Source organism: Bradyrhizobium sp. AUGA SZCCT0431, assembly GCF_018131065.1.
Lineage (GTDB): Bacteria > Pseudomonadota > Alphaproteobacteria > Rhizobiales > Xanthobacteraceae > Bradyrhizobium.
This window is the reverse complement of the sequence record NZ_JAFCLR010000051.1, coordinates 32,628-52,246: the sequence shown is the minus strand read 5'-3', so window position 1 is coordinate 52,246 and position 19,619 is coordinate 32,628. Positions and strand designations below refer to the sequence as shown.

Sequence of the window (19,619 nt, the reverse complement as noted above, 5' to 3'; positions counted from 1 at the left end):
CTGACCTACGCGCTGGTCGATCCGGCGCCGGCCGGCCTCAGCTTCAATGCGGACGGCAGCTACAGCTTCGACGCCTCGAGCTATGACGCGCTCAACGCCGGCGAGGAGCTGGTGCTCACCATAGCCTTCACCGCGACCGACGAGAACGCCGCCACCTCGGCACCGGCCAACCTGGTGATCACCGTCACCGGCACCAACGACACCCCGGTTGCGGTCAATGACAGCACCTCGGTGAACGAAGATGCTACTACGGCTAACCTGCGGTCCCTCCTGCTGTCGAACGACACGGACCCGGATAGCGGCGAGACCGCGACCCTGAAGATCACCGCGGTGACGCAGGGCGCCAAGGGATCGGTGGTTCTCAGCGACAGTGGTACGCCGCTCAACTTCAGCGACGACGTCGTGACCTACACAGCCGACGGCAACATGCTGGATGCACTGGCGGTGGGTCAGAGCACGTCCGACACCTTCACCTACACGATAACCGACGCCCAGGGCGCCATCAATACTGCCACCGCGACGGTGACCATCCACGGCACCAACGACACCCCGGTTGCGGTCAATGACAGCACCTCGGTGAACGAAGATGCCACCACGGCTAACCTGCGATCCCTCCTGCTGTCGAACGACACGGATCCGGATAGCGGCGAGACCTCGACGCTGAAGATTACCGCGGTGACGCAGGGCGCCAAGGGCTCGGTGGTTCTCAGCGACAGCGGTACGCCGCTCAACTTCAGCGACGACGTCGTGACCTACACGGCCGACGGCAACGTGTTGGATGCGCTGGCGGTGGGTCAGAGCACGACCGACACCTTCACCTACACGATAACCGACGCCCAGGGCACCACCAGTACCGCCACCGCGACGGTGACCATCGACGGCGTCAACGATGCGGCCAGCGACCTGAACTTCACCTACACAGGTAGCCCAGGAAATTCGTTGCCGAACGGCGCCTTCGGGCAAATTTCGGTCGTCGACCCGGATGGCGGCGCCCAGCCATATTCGTTCGCCTCCACAGGTCTCAGCGCGACGACTCTTGCGGGCGGAGCGGCTAGTGGCTTTGCCGGGGATCTTACAGTGAGTTCGTCTGGTGTTATCAGTGCCAACAACCTGGACGACGATCGCGTGTATGAACTGTCAGTGCAAGTTACCCAGGGGACGAGCACTTTCACCGAGACCTTCAGCGTTATCACGGGCACGAACGCGAGCGACACCGTTACCGGTGGTGCCGTCGTCGGCGACGATGTCATCTTCGCGCGAGGCGCTGGGGACATCATCCTGGCCGGTTCCGGAAACGATACTGTGTTTGGTCAATCGAACGATGACGAAATCCACGGTGGCGCCGGCAACGACACGTTATTCGGCGGAGGCAACAACGACGTGTTTGTCTTTGACACTGCGCTCGACGCAACAACCAATGTGGACACGATCAAGGATTTCAACGCCAGCACCGCGGACGACATACAACTGGAGAATTCAATTTTCACCGCCCTGTCTACCACAGGCGTCCTGAATGCAGCCAACTTCCGCGCAAGCGCTGGTGGCGATGCTGCGGATGGGAATGATTTCGTTCTGTACGACACCGGCAACGGCAATCTCTACTACGATGCCGACGGCAACGGCGCGGGCAACAAGGTCCTGTTTGCCCGAATCGATCTTACGGGGCTAAGCGGGACGGTGAATGCCGCGGACTTCCACATCATCTGATCGCCTCGAGGCGAGCGCGTGTGGCGGCAGGTCATTGATTCCTTGAGGAGGGCTGCTTCCGCTCAAACTCACGCTGTTGCCGGCAACGTCATTAGCGTCGGCGCAGCGGACGTTCGTAGGCGACGATCACCGCATCGGGAAATGCGGTCTCGATTTCAAGGATCTCGTCAAGGGCGGCAGGATCCAGACGCGCCGGGATGATCCGATTGCAAAGACCCCGACCCACCTCCGCTGCTTGCCGGACGCGATAAGCCATCAGATAGACGCCAAGCCGATCTCCGGCCTGCGCCAGCTGGCGCCCCTCGTCTGCGCTTGGCACGTACCATTCCGACGCATCGATTTCGGCGAGTTCGCAATCCTCGAATTGATCGAGAATCGGCAATCGCCCGCAAGGACGCTCGACGGGATTGTCGCGCGTATCCGGCCTGGCTTCGATCACTCCACGGGTCTCCTGCGGTTTTGCGTTGACATCAAACTGTGATGCATTGGACCATGGCGCAAGCGTTCATCCCACCCGGTCACTCAAAATAATAAGAAGTTGAAAATGATGATCCTCTATTCCGCAGCGCTCAGCATGTTTGGTGCAAAGGTCCAGATCGCCCTGATCGAGAAGGGCATCGATTTCCAGCTGGTTATGGTGCCATACGATCGCGATCGCGGCTACGAGCCGAAACATCCCGAGGTGCTGCGGGTCAATCCGAAGCGGCAGGTGCCGGTGCTGATCGACGGCGAGGTGGAGATTTTCGACTCGACACAGATCTTCGAGTACCTGGAGGACGTGCAGCCGGCGCCGCCGCTGTGGCCCCGCAATCCCGCGGCGCGGGCCGCCGCACGCCTGCTCGAAATGAAGTCCGATGAAGTCTACTTCCCGCACGTCGTTCAGTTGATGGGATTGCAGGACAGGCCCGACGACCCGGCCACAGTCGCAGCACGTGACCGTGCGTCACGCTATTACCTGGAGATGGATGCGCTTCTGGCTGATCGCGAATGGCTCGCTGGCGATTACACCTTCGCAGACATTGCGTTCTACATGGCTGCCCTGTTCGGCGAACGCATGGGCGCGGTGCTGGGGCAGGAGACACCGAGGCTGCTTGCGTGGCGCGAGCGCATGACCTTGCGGCCCGCGGTGATGCCGGTTGTCACCGCGCTGGCGCGTTACCTGTCGAGTCAAGGACGACCGGTGCCGGGGTGGCTCGATGCAGCCGTGAGATAGTCGAGCGGCGTTCACCCCAGGCGCCAACGCGCATCATGAGCCGCGATACGGTCCAGGCGGGTTGTCGATAATCTAGATCCATTCCGCCCTTCCTGCGGACTGGATTGAGCGGTATCAAGGAGCCGCTCGGGCGGTGAGCTGTTGCCCCCGACGCCAGCAGGGGTCGTTACATGGCATTTGAACTGTTCCAACTGACCGGCCAACGGGCGCTCATTACCGGCTCGTCGCAGGGCATCGGCTTTGCGCTGGCGCAGGGCCTTGCCGAGCACGGCGCCGAGATCGTCCTCAACGGCCGCGACGCGGGCAAGCTGGAGGCGGCCGCGGCGAAACTTAAGTCCGCCGGACACAAGGTATCGGTGGCCGGCTTCGACGTCACGAACGCGCAGGCCGCCAAGGATGGCGTCGGGGCGATCGAGCAGAATACCGGGCCGCTCGATATCCTGATCAATAACGCCGGCATGCAGTTCCGCTCGCCGCTGGAAGACTTTCCCGTCGAGAGATGGGATCAATTGCTCGCCACCAATATTTCGAGCGCGTTCTATGTCGGCCAGGCCGTTGCCCGCCACATGATCCCGCGCGGCCGGGGCAAGATCATCAACATCGCCTCGGTGCAGAGCGAACTCGCGCGTCCGGGCATTGCGCCCTACACCGCAACCAAGGGGGCGATCAAGAACCTGACCCGCGGCATGTGCACCGACTGGGCCAAATACGGCCTGCAGATCAACGCGCTCGCGCCGGGTTACTTCAAGACCCCGCTCAACCAGGCGCTGGTGGATAATCCGGAGTTCTCGGGCTGGCTCGAAAAACGAACCCCTGCCGGACGTTGGGGCAATGTCGAGGAGTTGGTCGGCGCCGCCGTGTTCCTGTCCGGCAAGGCGTCGTCCTTTGTCAACGGGCACACGCTCTATGTCGATGGCGGGATCACCACCAGTCTGTAAGGTTCGTGCCGCGGGAGTTCCATCATGAAAGCCGTCGTCATCCATGCTGCCCGCGATCTGCGGGTCGAGGAACGCGAACCCGAGGCCGCCGGCGCGGGACAGGTCGAGATCGCCGTCGAGGCCGGCGGCATCTGCGGCTCGGATCTGCATTATTTCAACCATGGCGGCTTCGGCACGGTGCGGGTGCGCGAGCCGATGATCCTCGGTCACGAAGTGGCCGGGACGATCAAGGCGCTTGGGGCGTCGGTATCGGGGCTCGCGATCGGCGACCGCGTCGCGGTGTCGCCGAGCCGGCCCTGCAACGCCTGCGACTATTGCCTGAAGGGCCAGCAGAACCAGTGCCTCAACATGCGCTTCTACGGCAGCGCGATGCCGATGCCGCATATCCAGGGTGCGTTTCGCCAGCGCCTCGTCGCGGAAGCCTGGCAATGCCACAAGGTCGCCGACGGTGTCTCGATCAACGAGGCGGCTTTTGCGGAGCCGTTCGCCGTTGTCCTGCATGCGGTCAACCGCGCCGGATCGCTGCTCGGCAAGCGGGTGCTGGTGACGGGATGCGGCCCGATCGGCGCCCTGGCGATCGTGGCGGCGCGTCTGCACGGTGCGCGGGAGATCGTTGCGACCGACGTCATGGCCGCGGTTCTCCAGAAAGCGCTGGGGCTCGGCGCCGACCGGGTGATCAATGTCGCTGACGCCCCCGATCAACTCGGCGCCTATTCGGCCAACAAGGGCTATTTCGATGTCCAGTTCGAGGCGTCCGGCAACGAACGGGCGGTCCGCTCGGGGCTGGAGGTGCTCAGGCCGCGCGGCATCCTGGTTCAGCTCGGCCTCGGCGGCGACGTCTCGATCCCGCAGAACATGGTGGTGGCCAAGGAGATCGAAATGCGCGGCACCTTCCGCTTCCATGAAGAATTCGGTCTCGCCGTCGATCTCATCAACCAGAAACGGGTGGATCTGGCGCCGCTGCTGACCGGCGTTTTTGGACTGGAGGAGGCGATACACGCCTTCGAGGTTGCAGGAGATCGCAGCCGATCCATGAAGGTTCAGCTAAGCTTCTGAAGATACCGGACAAAGGTCATAGGGGGAGTACAACATGAAGCTCGTACGTCTGTTGGGTGCGGTGGCGTGCCTGATCCTGTTTCAGGCTTCGGCAATGGCGCAGGAAGTATCGCTGCGTCTCGTTACGGCCTTTCCGGAAAACAGCTTTTACGTTTCCCATCTTTTGAAGTGGGTGAAATCGGTAAACGAGCGCGGCAAAGGGATCCTGCAGATAAACTTCATTGGCGGCCCGCGGGCCATTCCCACATTTGAAGTCGGCAACGCGGTGAAGACGGGCGTCGTTGACATAGCCCTGTCGACGGGGGCTTTTTACACCAATGTCATGCCCGAAGCCGACATGTTGAAGCTCGCTGAAAGGCCGGTCGCTGAGCAACGAAAGAACGGAGCCTTCGACTACATCAACAAGGTGTGGAACGAGAAAGCCAACATGCAGTACCTGGCACGGATGGTCGAGAACCAGCCGTTCCATCTCTATCTCAACAAGAAGATCGACAAGGCGGACCTTACCGGCCTCAAGATCCGGATCACGCCGGTTTATCGCGAGTTTTTTCAGGCGCTCAATGCGAATGTCGTCACGACTGCTCCAGGTGAAGTCTATACAGCGCTGGAGCGAGGGGTTGTTGATGGCTATGGCTGGCCGATCGGCGGGTTGTTCGACCTGAACTGGCAGCAGCACACCAAATTTCGCGTCGATCCGGGCTTTTACGATGCGGAGGTTTCCATCATCGTCAATTTGGACAAATGGAAGAGCCTTACCGAGAAGCAGCGTGACTTCCTGAACAGCATGGCGCTGGAGCTGGAGGCCGGCAACGGCTTCTGGAAGCAGTATGCCGTCGATGAGGAAAAGCGGCAGGCGGATGCCGGCATCCAGACGATCAAGCTGGATGGCGACAAAGCGAAGGTCTTCGTCGATACCGCCTACAGCGTCGCTTGGGCGGCTGCGAGCAAGGCGAGCCCCGTGCATGCTGAAAAGCTGAAAGCATTGTTCGGCAATCGCTGATATTTGCGACGTCCGCCAGTGTCGAGAGTGTGGTCTATGGATGTGCTGGATCGGTCGATTGGCAAGCTTTGCCTCGCGTTGGTGTCCCTGGCATGTGCGTTGCTGTTTGGGATGATGTTGGTCATTTGCGTTGACGTGCTCTTGCGCAATGTGGCCGTGCCAGGGATGCCGCGCGGCTTCGCTTTGGCCAGCGACTTGTCCGAGTCTGCGATCTACCTGATGACCTTGCTGTCGGCGCCGTATCTGTTGCGAAGCGGACGGCATATCCGGATCGATATATTGCTCCACATGGTGCCGGCGCGGATCGGCTGGCTGATGGAGTTGTTTGCTGCCTGCGCGATGCTGGCTTGTTGCGTGACGATGGTCTGGTACGGCTTCGTTGTTACCGGGCGAAGCGCGGGCAGCAACGCAATGCTGATTAAAACGGTGGTTTATCCGGAGTGGTGGAGCCTGGTGCCGCTGCCGTGTGTGTTCGTGCTGTTGTCGCTCGAGGCAATCTTCCGGCTGCGAAGCCTCATTGACGGGCCGCGGCAGCCGCGCAACGAGCAGGTGTCGGTGTCATGATGAGTTGGGAAGCTGCGGCCTGGTTGCTGCTTGGTGGATCAACCGTTCTGATGTTCGCCGGATTGCCGGTCGGCTTCGCGTTTCTCCTTATCAATCTGATTGGAGCTTACCTTTTTATGGCCGGTGAAGCCGGCCTGTCCCAGCTCGTGCGCAGCTCGGTCTCCTCGATCACCACGTTCTCCCTGACGCCGATTCCGCTCTTTGTCCTGATGGGTGAAGTGCTTTTTCACACCGGTTTGGCGGTCAAGGTCATTGACGGAATTGAGCGGGTTATCAAGCACGTCCCGGGCAGACTTGCGGTGGTCGCGGTCGTGGCCGGAACCGTGTTCAGCGCGATCTCGGGATCGACAATCGCAACGACGGCGATGCTCGGCAGCCTGATGGTGCCGATCATGCTGTCGAGGGGCTATCATCCCACGATGGCAACGGGGCCCATCATGGCCATCGGCGCGGTTGATATGCTTATTCCGCCGAGCGCCCTTGCCGTTCTGTTGGGGAGTCTCTCCGGCATTTCGATCTCCAAACTCCTCATCGGGGGAGTTATGCCGGGCATCATTCTTTCGGTTCTCTTCGTCGGGTGGATTATCCTGCGCACGCTATCCAAGCCGGAATTGGCGCCCGATAGCGATTTTAGGGAATACAGCGGATGGGCGAGGTTCAGTCCGCTCGTACTCTATGTGGTGCCGCTGGTTTCGATCTTCGGGCTCGTCGTCGGTGCGATGGTGGCCGGCTGGGCAACGCCGACAGAGTCTGCGGCGATCGGCGCTTTCGCGACGATCGTCCTCGCGGCAGTCTACCGAGCGTTGACGCCGAAAGTTCTGTGGCAATCCCTGCATGGCACGGTGCTTATTTCCGGGATGATTCTCTTCATCATCATCGGAGCAACGACCTTTTCTCAAATATTGTCGTTTTCGGGCGCCACGAATGGAATTGTCAACATCATCACGCAAAGCGGGCTTTCGGCCAACGCCCTGGTCATCGTCATGCTGTTGATCCTGATCGCGCTCGGCGTATTCATCGATCAGGTCAGCATGATGCTGATCACGCTTCCCATCTTCATGCCGCTGGTGAATTCACTTGCGATCGACCCGGTGTGGTTTGGGGTGCTGTTCCTGATCTGCATGCAACTCGGAATGCTGCTGCCGCCCCACGGCCTGTTGCTGATGACGATGAAGGGGGTGACGCCGCCTCAAGTATCGATGGGGCATATCTTTCAGGCGGTCGTTCCATACCTCGTCATCAGCATTGCAGTTCTCGCGCTGGTCTATCTCGTGCCTGAAGTGGCGACCTGGATGACGAAGGCGTTGTAGACGCATGAGACCTGACATGCAGGCAAGGGATCGTCCTGGCCGCCTAGCCAGGCTCCCGGTTGAAGCGAAACGCAACATGACGGATTGGGTACTCAAGAAGGATTACTGGGTTCCCTCGATTGCGGCGGCGTGATTGTCGAGGACGACAATGGTCCCGCTACAGCTATGGAAGATTGTCCGGCACCCGCTCCATCGCGCGATGCGTGCGGTTCTTGACCTTGATCCAATGCTTGCACCGGCCGCCACATAAGAGCGATCCGATGCTTTGACACCAATCCCGTGCTCAGCGCCGGACAGCGGTTTCCAAGAACTCCTGCACCGAGAGCGGCACCTCATCGAATTCAGGAAAGCGCCGACGCAACTCGTCGGCAATATCGACCGTGACGTCGCGCGACCAGCCCTCGGCGGTATTGAAGGCGACGATCCGCACCGGATGGCTAAACTGGTCTTCCAGGAGACGGCGGATCAGCGCCTCGCGGTCGGTGCCTTCCTCGTCTGCCTCGCACCAGGCGCGTCCGAGCCTGCCAAAATCGTTTAGCACCAGATAGATGTCGTGATCGCCGCGATGTGGCACGATGGACGGGGAGCGAGGCATACGGAATAACTCTCGCGCGAAAACAGGGTATGGAACCTTACTCTGTTCCAATCCTCTGTGTTTGGAAAATCCGAGGTAAATCAAACGGATGATAGATGAGGGCGCGATCGGAGCCTATGCTCACGCCGCTGGGCTTTCAGCGCATCTGGTCCAGCAAGCCTTGGCCTCAGCTCGCTAGCCTCCGAGCTGGGGCTTTTTCCTTCTGCGAACAGTGGCGCCGCCCTGAGCGTTTCCAGGGCCAGAGGTGCCAAAACTATCTCGGTTGCTGAAGTCCCGGTGACGACAACCACGCATCGCGATGAGCGTGTCGACTGCCTGATCTTTTTTGATGGCCTGCTCTGCAGAGGCCAGTGTCGTTGCAACCTGGACCTCCAGCCGTGCCGCTCGGCTTCGATGTTTTCCGTGATCATCGCCAGCGCAAGGCGCGCAGCACTGCAAGCAACGCAGAGCAGTGCATCCATTTTATGAGGGAAGGGCCGGTCCTTGTGCCTTTCGCGTAACACTCTCCAGGAAAGAAGTCTGAAGACACATGTGCCGACTGTCCGGTGCTCGGATCGTTACCTAAATCTGCGACCTAAGATAATCAAATCGTTTCGGAGCGAGGCCTGAACGAGGGCCCTCCGAAAGTGCAGGGAAGCGGACCATGAAGTTAATCAACAGCGCAGTGCTTGCCTCGGCAGCGTGTCTCGTCGCCACGGGCGCAGCCCAGGCCGCGGATCTACCAGTCAAGGCCAAGGCGGTCGAATATGTCAGGATCTGCTCCCTCTATGGAAATGGCTTCTACTTCATCCCGGGTACCGACACCTGCATCAAGCTCGGCGGATACCTGCGCGCCGATGTCACCTTCAACGGCGGTGGCATTCAGGGCACCCCGGCCTGGAGTGGCGCCGCGGGTCAAAAAAGCCGGTTGAGCAACTACTATTTCGCGCGCGCCCGCGAAAACCTCAACATCGATACGCGTACCGCGACCGAATATGGCGTGCTCCGTACATACTTCGATGCGAATTTTTCCTGGACCTCGGGTACCTATGCCTCCACCGGCGCTGGCGGCACCGTTTACTCTGCGGCCGCCCAGGCCGGCGGCTTTGGTGGTGTTGGTAACCCCTCTGACGGCGGTCTATCCGGTGGTTCGTTCGCCCTCAACTTCGCGTTCATCCAGTTCGCCGGCTTCACGATCGGCAGGGCAATATCCCAGTTCGACGCACCATTCGCCGGCTATCCCGCCAACATCACGGACGCGCTGCTCGGCGGCCACTCCGACCAAACCGGCGTAAACCAGTTTTCCTATACGGCGGATTTTGGTCAGGGCGTCAGCGCTACGATCTCGTTGCAGGATCAGGTCACCTACTACCAGACCAATTTGTGGAACGCGTCAACCCTCACCGCGGCCAACTTCGCGGGCGGCGTGTATGGCGCCAATGCCTTCGGCGGCACGCGGGCTCCCGACATCGTCGGCATGCTTCGCGTCGACCAGGCTTGGGGCATGTTCCAGGCCTCGGTAGCCGCGCACAACATCCACGCGGCCTATTACGGCGGGACAGAAACTTCAGGTCATCCCAGCGACAAGTGGGGCTGGGCTGGTCAACTGGCCATGACGATCAAGAACCTGCCGACCGGCCCGGGCGACGACATCGATATTTCATTTGGCTATTCGGACGGTGCCAGCCGTTACGTCTGGCAGAGTCTGGTCGCACCCACCGTCGCCATGTACGGCAGCAGCGGCCTGGCTGGCGTTTACCAAGGCCTGAGTATTGGCGGCGTTTCCGACGGCATTTTCACGACCGGCAACGGGATCGAGACGACCAAACTGTGGGGCTTTCGTACTGGCTACACGCACAACTGGAACAGCCAGTGGAACTCAGCGCTCTTCGGCTCCTACACGTCCGTCAGCTACAATGCCACGGCAAGAGGTTATATCTGCGCCACCGTCGCCACCTTCCTGACGCCCGGCTCGACCTGCAATCCGAACTTCAACGTTGCGCAGGTCGGTGCGAACACGCGTTGGTCTCCCGTGAAGAACCTCACTTTCACGGGTGAGCTGATGTACACGCTGGTGGATCAGCAATATTCCGGCGTCGCCGCCTTGCCGGCCGTCAGTGTCAAGCCGGCAGCCCTGTACGAACTCAAGGACCAGGGCACATTGTCACTCGCCTTCCGCGCCCAGCGCAACTGGTAAGACGGGCCTACGCTTGCGGCGGGTTGCTCATCTCGCTGAGCGACTGCCGCATGGCTTCCACCAGGTCCAATGCCACTGGCGAGGGACTGCGCTGCGGCGGAAACACCGCAGCGAATTCGAAATCGATCCGCGGCAGGAAAGGTCGCGCCACGACGCCGCGGCTCTCGAACTCCTGCGCCGTGAAGGGATCGCAGATCGCAACCCCGAGGCCGGATGACACCAACCCGCACATGATTTCCGAGAGGCTGGTCTCGACCCGAAGAACCCGGCGGACATCGTCGCGATTGAAAGCCTGGTCGACCAGATGTCGGCCGGTCGATCCCGTCGTCAGGGACACGAAGGTCTCGCCTTCGAAATCGCGCGGCTGCAGCGTTGCCTTGGCCGCGAGCCGGTGTCCGGTTGGCAAAACGGCGACGCGGGCCGGCGCCGGTAACCGCACGCTCGACAATCCCGCATGGGCGATCGGCACTTCGGCGAATCCGATGTCACATTGGTTGTTCAACACCCAGTCGACCACAATCGGTGAGATCACGCCGAAGAACGATAAATTGAGGTTCGGCCGCTCCATCAGGAATCGCCCGGAGAGCCTCGGCAGATAGCCGTTGGACAGCGCCGGCAGGGCCGCGATCCGCAGCGTGCCGGTCCGGCGGCTGCGGATTTCCTCGGCTGCTGCCGTGATCCGCTCGAGACCGACGAACGACCGTTCGACCTCCATGTAGAGCGCCGTCGCGGCAGCCCGCGGCACCAGTCCGGTGCCGCGCTTGTCGAACAGCTCCATCTTCAGCAGCGCCTGGAAGTCGCGCAGCAACCGGCTGACGGCCGGCTGAGTCACAGCCATCAGCTTTGCCGCTTCCGTCACGCTGCCTGTCAGCATCATCGCGCGGAAGGCTTCGACCTGCCGCGAATTGATCCGCGCCATCTTCGCTCCATCCATAACATTCCGGCATGAAGAGGGTGCCATTATTAATTGGACGACGAAAGCGTGGATTGCGATCTTTTTCATCAAGGGTGGAGGTAGCTGATTTTTTGGGCGAAACCGGTCGGGGAGCGGACCGGTGCAGGCCAAATTTCCGCGCGGATCCGACATGGCGTCGTACCGCGATACCGATAGCCGGTCAGAACAGATGCGCTCCGGGTGTCACCCAGCAAACGGATATTGGAGATCGATCGATATGAAGCATCTCGCCCTCGTCGGAGCCGTCAGCATTGCCGCGATCGCCTTGGCCCCGTCGGCGGGCTTGGCGCAGCAGAAGACACTCTATGTCGCCGGTTACGGCGGCTCCTTTGAGAAGACGATGCGCGACGAAGTCATCCCGAGCTTCGAAAAGGCGAACGGCGTCAAGGTCGAATATGTCGCCGGCAACTCGACAGACACGCTCGCCAAGCTGCAAGCGCAGAAGGGCAACCAGCAGATCGATGTGGCGATCGTCGATGACGGTCCGATGTACCAGGCCATCCAGCTCGGCTTCTGCGGCAAGCTCGAAGGGCTTCCCGCCGATATCTACGAGGCCGCGCGCTTCAAGGACGACCGCGCGGTTGGCATTGGTCTGGTCGCAACCGGTCTGATGTACAACACCAAGATCTTCGCGGAGAAAGGCTGGGCGCCGCCGACCTCCTGGAACGATCTCAAGGATCCAAAGTATCAGAAGCAACTGGTCATTCCGCCCATCAACAACACCTATGGTCTGCACACATTGCTGATGCTCGCCCGGATGAACGGTGGCAGCGAGGCCAATGTCGACGCCGGCTTCAAGATCATCAAGGCCGACGTCAATCCCAACGTGCTGGCCTATGAGCCTTCGCCGGGCAAGATGACCGAGCTGTTCCAGTCCGGCCAGGCCGTGCTGGCCGTATGGGGCACGGCCCGGGTCCAGAGCTTCGCCAACACCGGCTTCCCCGTCGACTTCGTCTATCCGAAGGAAGGTGCGGCCACGCTGCTGACGACCGCCTGTCCGATCACCAAGCCAAACGCATCGCCGCTTGCCTCGGCATTCGTCAAGACGCTGCTCGAGCCGAAGATACAGCTCGTGCTGTTGAAGGACTACGGCTACGGCCCGGTATTGAAGTCTGTCGTGGTTCCGCCGGAGCTCGGCAAGATGGCACCGATCGGCGAGCGCGCCGCAAAGCTCTATACGCCCGACTGGACCGTCATCAACGACAAGCGCGAGGAATGGACCAAGCGCTGGAATCGCGAGGTCGAGCGCTGAACCAAGGCTCGACGCCGGCGGACACGATTTCGGCGATGGCTCCGCGCGACGCCGCAGGCCCATCGTCGCGCTTTGCCACAGCAGCACCCGGAAGCATCCATGTCCTTTCTTGAGCTCGACCGTGTCGCAAAACAGTTCGGCACGCAGACTGTGGTCGATGACTTCAGTCTGACCGTCGGCAAGGGCGAGTTCGTCTCCTTCCTCGGTCCGTCGGGCTGTGGCAAGACCACGACGCTGCAGATGATCGCGGGTTTCCTCGACCCCTCGCGCGGCGCGATCCGGCTCGAGGGACGCGACCTGACCGTGGTGCAGCCGGCGAAGCGCGGGCTCGGCATCGTCTTTCAGAGCTACGCGCTGTTCCCGCATATGACGGCGGCCGAGAACGTCGCCTTTGGCCTCGAGATGCGGCGAGTGCCGCGGTCCGAGTGCCGCGAGCGCGTCCGCGCGACGCTGGCCATGGTCGGGCTCGCCGGATACGAGGAGCGTTATCCGCGGCGGATGTCCGGCGGTCAGCAGCAACGCGTCGCGCTTGCCCGCGCGCTCGTGATCCGGCCGAGCGTGCTGCTGCTCGACGAGCCGCTGTCGAACCTCGACGCCAAGCTGCGCGAGGAGATGCAGATCGAGCTGCGCCAGATCCAGCGAAATCTCGGCACCACCACGATTCTCGTCACCCACGACCAGAACGAGGCGATGTCGCTGTCCGACCGGATTGTGGTGATGAGCCAGGGCCGCATCGAGCAGATCGGAACGCCGCAGGAAACCTACGAGCGGCCGGCGTCCGCCTTCGTGTCCCAGTTCCTCGGCAAGACCAATGATTTCGCCGCGACCATCGACCGGACCGCCACGCCGGGACGGCTGATCGCGGGCTCCTGGAGCGCGCCGGCACCGGCCGGCCTTGCGGGTCCGGTGACGGTCAGCATCCGCCCCGAGCGGATCGGCTTCGGCGACGCCGGGCTCGCGGCGAAGATCGTCACCCGCATCTTCCAGGGCAATCACTGGCTGTTCCAGTGCGAGAGCGAATGCGGCGCGGTGATCGTGATCCGCCAGAACGACGGCCAGCCGCAGCCCGCGGAGGGCGAGGCCGTTCGGCTCGCCTGGCGGCCGGAAGACATGAGTCTGCGCCGCGCCGGAGGTGCCGCATGAGCGCGGCACCAACGACGGACGGGCGCGACGCGCGCACGGCGTGGCTGCTGACCGCGCCCGCGCTGATGCTGTTCGTCGGCGTGCTGGTGATTCCGCTTGCCATGACGGTGATGCTCTCGTTCCACGACTGGGGCCAGTACAAGGGCATCGAGCCGGTCTTCATCCTGAAGAACTGGCACGAGGTCGCGACCGATCCCTATTTTGCCGAGATGTTCTGGCGGACGTTCCGCATCGCGCTGCTGACGACGCTGATCACCGCCGTGCTCGGTGCGCCGGAGGCCTACATCCTCAACCGCATGAGCGGACGCTGGAAGAGCTTCTTCCTGCTGGTGATCCTTGGCCCGTTGCTGATCTCCGTGGTGGCGCGCACGCTGGGCTGGGCGCTGCTGTTCGGCGGCAGCAACGGCCTCGTCAACAAGCTCCTGATGTCGCTCGGGCTGATCGGCTCGCCGCTGCCCTTCATGTTCACCGAGACCGGCATCGTCATCGCGCTCGCGCATGTGATGATGCCGTTCATGGTGCTGTCGGTCTGGGCCGCGCTGCAGCGCGTCGACCCGCAGATCGAGAACGCCGCTCTGTCGCTCGGCGCCGGCCCGTTCACGATCATCCGCCGCATCGTGTTGCCGCAGATCATGCCGGGCGTGTTGTCGGGCGCGATCATCGTTTTCTCGCTGTCCGCCAGCGCTTTCGCGACGCCCGCCATCATCGGTGGCCGCCGGCTCAAGGTCGCGGCGACGCTCGCCTATGACGAATTTCTCAACACGCTGAACTGGCCGCTCGGTGCGGCGGTGGCGGTGCTGCTGCTGGTGGCGCTGGTGCTGATCGTCGTCGGCAGCAACGCGCTGATCGAGCGGCGCTATGCCGAGGTGTTCCGATGAGGACGAACGGCCCGCTCGCGCTGATCTTCCATACGATCTTCGTTATCGTCATGCTGGCGCCGATCCTGGTGGTCTGCCTCGTCGCCTTCACGCCCGAGGGCTACTTGTCGCTGCCGACCACCAGTTTCTCGCTGCGCTGGTTCAGGACGATCGCGAACTATCCCGAGTTCGTCCATGCGTTCTGGGTGAGCCTCGGGTTGGGTGCGCTGTCCTCGCTGGTGGCGGTGCTGTTCGCGGTGCCGGCGGCGCTTGCCATCGCCCGTTACAGTTTTCGCGGCCGCGACACCCTCGCAGCGTTGTTCCTGTCACCGCTGATGATCCCGCATGTTGTGCTCGGCATCGCTTTCCTGCGCTTCTTCACGGCGATCGGCATTGGCGGCAGTTTTGCAGGACTGCTGGTCGCGCATGTGGTGGTGGTGTTTCCGTTCGCATTGCGGCTGACGCTGGCTGCGGCGACCGGCATGGATCGCTCGATCGAGATGGCCGCGGTCTCGCTCGGCGCCGGGGATTGGACGCTGTTCCGCCGCGTGACACTGCCGCTGATCCTGCCGGGCGTCATCAGCGGCTGGGCGCTGGCCTTTATTCAATCCTTTGACGATCTGACCATGACCGTCTTCCTGGCGACGCCCGGCACCGAGACGCTGCCGGTTCGCATGTTCCTTTACATCCAGGACAACATCGATCCGCTGGTGACGTCAGTCTCGGCCAGCGTGATCGCGATCACCATGACCGCCCTGATCCTGCTCGACCGCTTCTACGGGCTAGACCGCGTGCTGGCCGGCAAGAACGACCCGGGGCGCTAGGGGAACCCAAGGAAAACCTATGTCAAAAGACTATGACGTCGCTGTCGTGGGCGGCGGACTTCTTGGCTCCGCTATCGCCTGGGGTCTTGGCCGGCTCGGAAAGCGGGTCGTCGTCCTCGACGAGGGCGACATCGCCAAGCGCGCTTCGCGGGCAAACTTCGCGCTGGTCTGGGTGCAGAGCAAAGGCCTCGGCATGCCGGCCTACACCGGCTGGACCATGCGGGCCTCCGAAACCTGGGGCAAGCTCGCCGCCGAATTGAAAGACCAGACCGGGCTCGACGTCGCCCTGCAGCAGAATGGCGGTTTCCACCTGACGCTTGGCGAGAACGAGTTTGCGCAGCGCGCGCAGCTTGTCACGCGCATGCACAACCAGGTCGGCGCGGCTGATTACCGGATGGAGATGCTGTCGGCCTCCGAGGTCAAGAAGATGCTGCCGCTGATCGGGCCGGAGGTCTCCGGTGGCAGCTTCTGTCCCTGGGACGGGCACGTTAATTCGCTGCGCACCTTCCGCGCCTTCCACACCGGGCTGAAGTTGTTCGGCATCGAGTACTTTCCCGAGCGGCCGGTCTCGGCGATCGCGCGGAGCGGCGGCGAATTCAAGCTCTCGACAGCGCAGGGCGAGATCCGCGCCGGCAAGGTCGTGCTCTCCGCCGGCAACGCCAACCAGTCGCTCGCGCCGATGGTCGGCCTGTCGGCGCCGATGGGCCCGACCCGCGGCCAGATCGTCGTGACCGAGCGCACCATGCCGTTCCTGCCGCATCCCCTGACCACCATTCGCCAGACCGACGAGGGCACGGTGATGATCGGCGACAGCAAGGAAGATCAGCTCGACGATCGCACACTGAACCATTCGGTCAGCGCCGTGATGGCGGATCGGGCGCAGCGCACGTTTCCGCATCTGGCGCGCCTGAACGTCGTGCGCACCTGGTCCGGCATCCGCGTGATGCCGCGGGATGGTTTCCCGATCTACGATCAGTCGGAGAGCGCGCCGGGCGCGTTCGTCACCTGCTGTCATTCCGGCGTGACGCTGGCTTCCAACCACGCCTTCGAGATTGCGCGGATGGTGGCGGCGGGCGCGCTCGAACCGGAACTGGTCGGCGCGTTCTCGGCCCGCCGCTTCGACGCGAACCATGCTGCGACCGGCAGCGGCTACTACTGACATCGACACGACCCGAAGGGGCGAAGAGGCAGCCAATGTTCAAACGATCCGATCAGGACAGCAGACGATCCGTGCACATCGTCGTGGACGGCGCCGCCGTCGCGGCGCGCGAGGGCGATACGGTTTCCGCAGCATTGCTCGCCTCCGGCCGTGACGTGCGCCGCGCGACCGCGGTGAGCGGTGCGCCGCGCTTGCCCTATTGCATGATGGGTGTGTGCTTCGACTGCCTCGTCACCATCGACGGCGTCGGCAATCGTCAGGGCTGCCTGGTGCCCGTCGCCGAGGGCATGCAGATCGAAATCCAGAAGGGCAAGCGGGAGATCGGCCGATGAACACGACTGCCAGGCGCGACAGTTATGATGTCGTGGTGATCGGGGCAGGTCCCGCCGGGCTCGCCGCCGCCGCGACCGCGGCCGAGGCTGGCCTGTCGACGCTGCTGCTCGACGAGAATGCCGGCCCCGGCGGCCAGGTCTGGCGCGCCATCGCTTCGACCCCGGTGACGGAACGCGACCATCTCGGCGCCGACTATTGGGCGGGCGCGGAACTTGTCGAAGCGGTGCGATCGAGCGGCGCCGAGATCATCCAGCGCGCCACGGTCTGGAGCCTCGACCGCAATCTCGAGATCGGCGTGTCGGTCGCCGGCGCGTCGTTCTTCGTCAAGGCGCGTCGTGTAATTCTGGCGACGGGTGCGCTGGAGCGGCCGTTTCCGATTCCGGGCTGGACCCTTCCGGGCGTGATGACCGCCGGCGCGGCGCAGACGATGCTGAAATCATCGGGCCTCGTGCCGGACGGGCGCACCGTGATCGCCGGCCAAGGGCCGCTGCTGTGGCTGCTCGCCGCGCAGATCCTGCGCCTCGGCGGCCGCATCGACCGCATCCTCGATACCACCGAGCGTCGAAATTATCTTGCCGCGCTGCCTCACGCCTTCGCCTTCATGACGTCGCCCTATTTCGCAAAGGGTTTTGCGTTGATGAAGCAGGTGCGCGCCAAAGTGCCGGTCGTGACTGGTATCAGCGAACTCGCTGCTGCCGGCGACGGCCAGCTCGCAACCGTCACCTATCTGTCCGGCGGCCGGCGCGAGACGATCCCCGCCGAGTTGCTGCTGCTGCACCAGGGCGTGGTGCCCAACGTCAACCTGGCGATGGCATCAGGGATCGAGCATCGCTGGGATGATTTGCAATTGTGCTGGTCGCCGGTGCTCGATCGTGACGGCAACACATCGGTTGAAGGCATCGCGATCGCCGGCGACGGTGCCGGGATCGGCGGCGCGGAAGCCGCCATTGTCCGCGGCCGTATCGCCGCATGCGCCACGGTCGAGGCGCTGGCGCCGGCGGCTGCTGCCAGGCTCGCACCGATGGCATCTTTCAAGGCGTCGCTGGTAAAGGCTGAGCGCGGCCGCATTTTCCTCGACACGCTGTTCCGTCCGGCCCCGCAGTTTCGCATCCCTTCGGGCGACACCATCGTCTGCCGCTGCGAGGAGGTATCGGCCAAGGACATTCTCGACGCCGTCGCGATCGGTGCGACCGGTCCGAACCAGCTCAAGGCCTATCGCCGCACCGGCATGGGTCCCTGCCAGGGCCGGCTCTGCGGCCTGACGGTCACCGAGTTGATGGCGCAAGCCCGCGGCAAGAGTCCTCAGGAGATCGGCTATTACCGGCTGCGCGCACCGGTGAAGCCGATCACGCTGGCGGAACTGGCGGCGGTGCCGAAGACGGAAGCCGACGTCAATGCGGTGGTGCGCGGATGACGAAGCTTGCGGATGCCATCATTGTCGGTGGCGGCATCCACGGATGCTCGACCGCGCTTCACCTGTGCCTCGCCGGCATGAAGCCGGTGCTGATCGAGAAGGACTATGCCGGCCGCCACGCCTCGGGCGTGAATGCCGGCGGCGTCCGCCAGCTTGCACGGCATGTCGCCGAGATCCCGCTCTCGATCCGCTCGATGGGAATTTGGGAGCGGATCGAAGCGCTGGTCGACGATAGCTGCGGCTTCGAAAGCCACGGCCAGGTGCTGGTCGCCGAGAACGCCGCCGAATTCGATGCCTGTCGCGCGCGCGTCGCCGAACTGAACGCGCTCGGCTTCACCCACGAGGAGCTGATCGACGGGCCGGAGCTGCGGCGGCTGGTGCCGGCGGTGGCGGAGAGCTGCCCTGGCGGCGTGGTGTCGCGGCGCGATGGCGCGGCCGAACCGGCGCGAACCACCACCGCGATCCGCCGCAAGGCAGAAGCGCTCGGCGCCACCGTCGTTGAGGGCGTCGCCGCAACCAACATTCGAAAGCAGGATGGGCTGTGGCAGGTTGATGTCGGTGCCGAAACCTATGCGGCGCCGGTGCTCGTCAATGCCGCAGGCGCTTGGGCCGGCCGCATCGCCGCTGATCTCGGCGAGCCGGTGCCGGTCGAGACCGTCGCGCCGATGCTGATGATCACGTCCCGCGTGCCGCATTTCATCGATCCCGTGGTGATCCTGCGCGGCCGCAAGCTGTCCTTCAAACAGTTCGCCAATGGCACGGTGCTGATCGGCGGTGGCCATCTGGCGACGCCGGACCAGGATCGCAACGAGACGGTGCTGGACTGGCGCAGTCTCGCCATCAGCGCCCGCACCGTGTTCGAATTATTTCCCGTGATGCGCAGCGCCACCATCCTGCGCGCGTGGGCGGGCATCGAGGCGCGGACCCGCGACGAACTGCCCGTCTTCGGCCCGAGCGCCCGCCATTCAGGGCTCTATCACCAGTTCGGCTTCTCGCTGCACGGCTTCCAGCTCGGCCCCGGCGCCGGCGCCGTGATGACGGAGCTGATCGCGAGCGGCGGCACCCAGACCCGGATCGGCGATCTCGGCATCGACCGCTTTCAATCTTCCCCACCCTAGACCCA

19 protein-coding genes are annotated in these 19,619 nt (G+C 63.1%); 16 read left to right on the top strand and 3 right to left on the bottom strand.

The window, feature by feature from the left end; all coding sequences use genetic code 11:
* Positions 1-1,707: S-layer family protein (locus JQ567_RS33480; protein ID WP_212442771.1), on the top strand; the 1,707-nt coding region annotated here is incomplete at its 5' end.
* 91 nt (positions 1,708-1,798) lie between these two features.
* On the opposite strand, the gene JQ567_RS33475 is transcribed toward JQ567_RS33480, so the two are convergent.
* Positions 1,799-2,089 carry a hypothetical protein gene (locus JQ567_RS33475; protein ID WP_212442770.1) on the bottom strand — a complete coding sequence of 97 codons (291 nt, stop codon included), beginning with the start codon at positions 2,087-2,089 and terminating at the stop codon, positions 1,799-1,801.
* 162 nt (positions 2,090-2,251) lie between these two features.
* On the opposite strand from JQ567_RS33475, the gene JQ567_RS33470 reads away from it, so the two are divergent.
* From JQ567_RS33470 to JQ567_RS33445, 6 genes are all read left to right on the top strand, one after another.
* Positions 2,252-2,920, top strand: coding sequence for a glutathione S-transferase family protein (locus tag JQ567_RS33470; RefSeq protein ID WP_212442769.1), 669 nt, complete (start codon positions 2,252-2,254; stop codon positions 2,918-2,920).
* 170 nt (positions 2,921-3,090) lie between these two features.
* Positions 3,091-3,858 (top strand): SDR family oxidoreductase, encoded by a 768-nt coding sequence (locus JQ567_RS33465; RefSeq protein ID WP_212442768.1) that lies wholly within the window; start codon positions 3,091-3,093, stop codon positions 3,856-3,858.
* 24 nt (positions 3,859-3,882) lie between these two features.
* Positions 3,883-4,914: an L-idonate 5-dehydrogenase gene (locus tag JQ567_RS33460; RefSeq protein WP_212442767.1), complete on the top strand. Its 1,032-nt coding sequence runs from the start codon at positions 3,883-3,885 to the stop codon at positions 4,912-4,914.
* Positions 4,915-5,008: 94 nt separating this feature from the next.
* Positions 5,009-5,914 carry a TRAP transporter substrate-binding protein DctP gene (dctP, locus tag JQ567_RS33455; protein ID WP_212442766.1) on the top strand — a complete coding sequence of 302 codons (906 nt, stop codon included), beginning with the start codon at positions 5,009-5,011 and terminating at the stop codon, positions 5,912-5,914.
* Positions 5,915-5,950: 36 nt separating this feature from the next.
* Positions 5,951-6,478, top strand: a complete 528-nt coding sequence (locus tag JQ567_RS33450; RefSeq protein WP_212442765.1) for a TRAP transporter small permease — start codon at positions 5,951-5,953, stop codon at positions 6,476-6,478.
* Positions 6,475-7,788 (top strand): TRAP transporter large permease subunit, encoded by a 1,314-nt coding sequence (locus JQ567_RS33445; RefSeq protein ID WP_249165897.1) that lies wholly within the window; start codon positions 6,475-6,477, stop codon positions 7,786-7,788. The genes JQ567_RS33450 and JQ567_RS33445 overlap by 4 nt, the downstream gene beginning before the upstream one ends.
* Positions 7,789-8,071: 283 nt before the next feature.
* On the opposite strand, the gene JQ567_RS33440 is transcribed toward JQ567_RS33445, so the two are convergent.
* A complete protein-coding gene (locus tag JQ567_RS33440) occupies positions 8,072-8,383 on the bottom strand; it encodes a hypothetical protein (RefSeq protein ID WP_212385932.1) in 312 nt (103 codons plus the stop codon).
* Between the two features lie 643 nt (positions 8,384-9,026).
* On the opposite strand from JQ567_RS33440, the gene JQ567_RS33435 reads away from it, so the two are divergent.
* Positions 9,027-10,559, top strand: a complete 1,533-nt coding sequence (locus JQ567_RS33435; protein ID WP_212442764.1) for a porin — start codon at positions 9,027-9,029, stop codon at positions 10,557-10,559.
* A gap of 7 nt (positions 10,560-10,566) precedes the next feature.
* On the opposite strand, the gene JQ567_RS33430 is transcribed toward JQ567_RS33435, so the two are convergent.
* Entirely contained in the window at positions 10,567-11,478 is a 912-nt protein-coding gene (locus tag JQ567_RS33430) for a LysR substrate-binding domain-containing protein (RefSeq protein WP_212442763.1), read from the bottom strand.
* Between the two features lie 253 nt (positions 11,479-11,731).
* On the opposite strand from JQ567_RS33430, the gene JQ567_RS33425 reads away from it, so the two are divergent.
* The 8 genes from JQ567_RS33425 (at position 11,732) to JQ567_RS33390 (ending at position 19,614) form a co-directional block, all read left to right on the top strand.
* A complete protein-coding gene (locus JQ567_RS33425; RefSeq protein WP_212442762.1) occupies positions 11,732-12,766 on the top strand; it encodes an ABC transporter substrate-binding protein in 1,035 nt (344 codons plus the stop codon).
* Positions 12,767-12,865: 99 nt separating this feature from the next.
* Positions 12,866-13,909 carry an ABC transporter ATP-binding protein gene (locus JQ567_RS33420; RefSeq protein ID WP_212442761.1) on the top strand — a complete coding sequence of 348 codons (1,044 nt, stop codon included), beginning with the start codon at positions 12,866-12,868 and terminating at the stop codon, positions 13,907-13,909.
* Positions 13,906-14,787 (top strand): ABC transporter permease, encoded by an 882-nt coding sequence (locus tag JQ567_RS33415; protein WP_212442760.1) that lies wholly within the window; start codon positions 13,906-13,908, stop codon positions 14,785-14,787. The genes JQ567_RS33420 and JQ567_RS33415 overlap by 4 nt, the downstream gene beginning before the upstream one ends.
* On the top strand, positions 14,784-15,590 hold the full coding sequence (locus tag JQ567_RS33410; RefSeq protein WP_212442759.1) for an ABC transporter permease: 807 nt from the start codon (positions 14,784-14,786) through the stop codon (positions 15,588-15,590). The genes JQ567_RS33415 and JQ567_RS33410 overlap by 4 nt, the downstream gene beginning before the upstream one ends.
* 19 nt (positions 15,591-15,609) lie before the next feature.
* Positions 15,610-16,749: an FAD-binding oxidoreductase gene (locus tag JQ567_RS33405; RefSeq protein ID WP_212442758.1), complete on the top strand. Its 1,140-nt coding sequence runs from the start codon at positions 15,610-15,612 to the stop codon at positions 16,747-16,749.
* A gap of 35 nt (positions 16,750-16,784) precedes the next feature.
* Positions 16,785-17,081 carry a (2Fe-2S)-binding protein gene (locus JQ567_RS33400; RefSeq protein ID WP_212001941.1) on the top strand — a complete coding sequence of 99 codons (297 nt, stop codon included), beginning with the start codon at positions 16,785-16,787 and terminating at the stop codon, positions 17,079-17,081.
* On the top strand, positions 17,078-18,496 hold the full coding sequence (locus tag JQ567_RS33395; RefSeq protein ID WP_212442757.1) for an NAD(P)/FAD-dependent oxidoreductase: 1,419 nt from the start codon (positions 17,078-17,080) through the stop codon (positions 18,494-18,496). Before JQ567_RS33400 ends, JQ567_RS33395 begins: the two co-directional genes overlap by 4 nt.
* A complete protein-coding gene (locus tag JQ567_RS33390) occupies positions 18,493-19,614 on the top strand; it encodes an FAD-binding oxidoreductase (protein ID WP_212442756.1) in 1,122 nt (373 codons plus the stop codon). The genes JQ567_RS33395 and JQ567_RS33390 overlap by 4 nt, the downstream gene beginning before the upstream one ends.
* The last annotated feature ends 5 nt before the right edge of the window (positions 19,615-19,619 follow it).

What these genes read in the sequence shown, in the direction of transcription:
- JQ567_RS33470 (WP_212442769.1), top strand. Translation starts at nt 2,252, where the DNA reads ATGATGATCCTCTATTCCGCAGCGCTCAGCATGTTTGGTGCAAAGGTC.
- JQ567_RS33465 (WP_212442768.1), top strand. Translation starts at nt 3,091, where the DNA reads ATGGCATTTGAACTGTTCCAACTGACCGGCCAACGGGCGCTCATTACC.
- JQ567_RS33460 (WP_212442767.1), top strand. Translation starts at nt 3,883, where the DNA reads ATGAAAGCCGTCGTCATCCATGCTGCCCGCGATCTGCGGGTCGAGGAA.
- dctP (WP_212442766.1), top strand. Translation starts at nt 5,009, where the DNA reads ATGGCGCAGGAAGTATCGCTGCGTCTCGTTACGGCCTTTCCGGAAAAC.
- JQ567_RS33450 (WP_212442765.1), top strand. Translation starts at nt 5,951, where the DNA reads ATGGATGTGCTGGATCGGTCGATTGGCAAGCTTTGCCTCGCGTTGGTG.
- JQ567_RS33445 (WP_249165897.1), top strand. Translation starts at nt 6,475, where the DNA reads ATGATGAGTTGGGAAGCTGCGGCCTGGTTGCTGCTTGGTGGATCAACC.
- JQ567_RS33440 (WP_212385932.1), bottom strand. Translation starts at nt 8,383, where the DNA reads ATGCCTCGCTCCCCGTCCATCGTGCCACATCGCGGCGATCACGACATC.
- JQ567_RS33435 (WP_212442764.1), top strand. Translation starts at nt 9,027, where the DNA reads ATGAAGTTAATCAACAGCGCAGTGCTTGCCTCGGCAGCGTGTCTCGTC.
- JQ567_RS33430 (WP_212442763.1), bottom strand. Translation starts at nt 11,478, where the DNA reads ATGGCGCGGATCAATTCGCGGCAGGTCGAAGCCTTCCGCGCGATGATG.
- JQ567_RS33425 (WP_212442762.1), top strand. Translation starts at nt 11,732, where the DNA reads ATGAAGCATCTCGCCCTCGTCGGAGCCGTCAGCATTGCCGCGATCGCC.
- JQ567_RS33420 (WP_212442761.1), top strand. Translation starts at nt 12,866, where the DNA reads ATGTCCTTTCTTGAGCTCGACCGTGTCGCAAAACAGTTCGGCACGCAG.
- JQ567_RS33415 (WP_212442760.1), top strand. Translation starts at nt 13,906, where the DNA reads ATGAGCGCGGCACCAACGACGGACGGGCGCGACGCGCGCACGGCGTGG.
- JQ567_RS33410 (WP_212442759.1), top strand. Translation starts at nt 14,784, where the DNA reads ATGAGGACGAACGGCCCGCTCGCGCTGATCTTCCATACGATCTTCGTT.
- JQ567_RS33405 (WP_212442758.1), top strand. Translation starts at nt 15,610, where the DNA reads ATGTCAAAAGACTATGACGTCGCTGTCGTGGGCGGCGGACTTCTTGGC.
- JQ567_RS33400 (WP_212001941.1), top strand. Translation starts at nt 16,785, where the DNA reads ATGTTCAAACGATCCGATCAGGACAGCAGACGATCCGTGCACATCGTC.
- JQ567_RS33395 (WP_212442757.1), top strand. Translation starts at nt 17,078, where the DNA reads ATGAACACGACTGCCAGGCGCGACAGTTATGATGTCGTGGTGATCGGG.
- JQ567_RS33390 (WP_212442756.1), top strand. Translation starts at nt 18,493, where the DNA reads ATGACGAAGCTTGCGGATGCCATCATTGTCGGTGGCGGCATCCACGGA.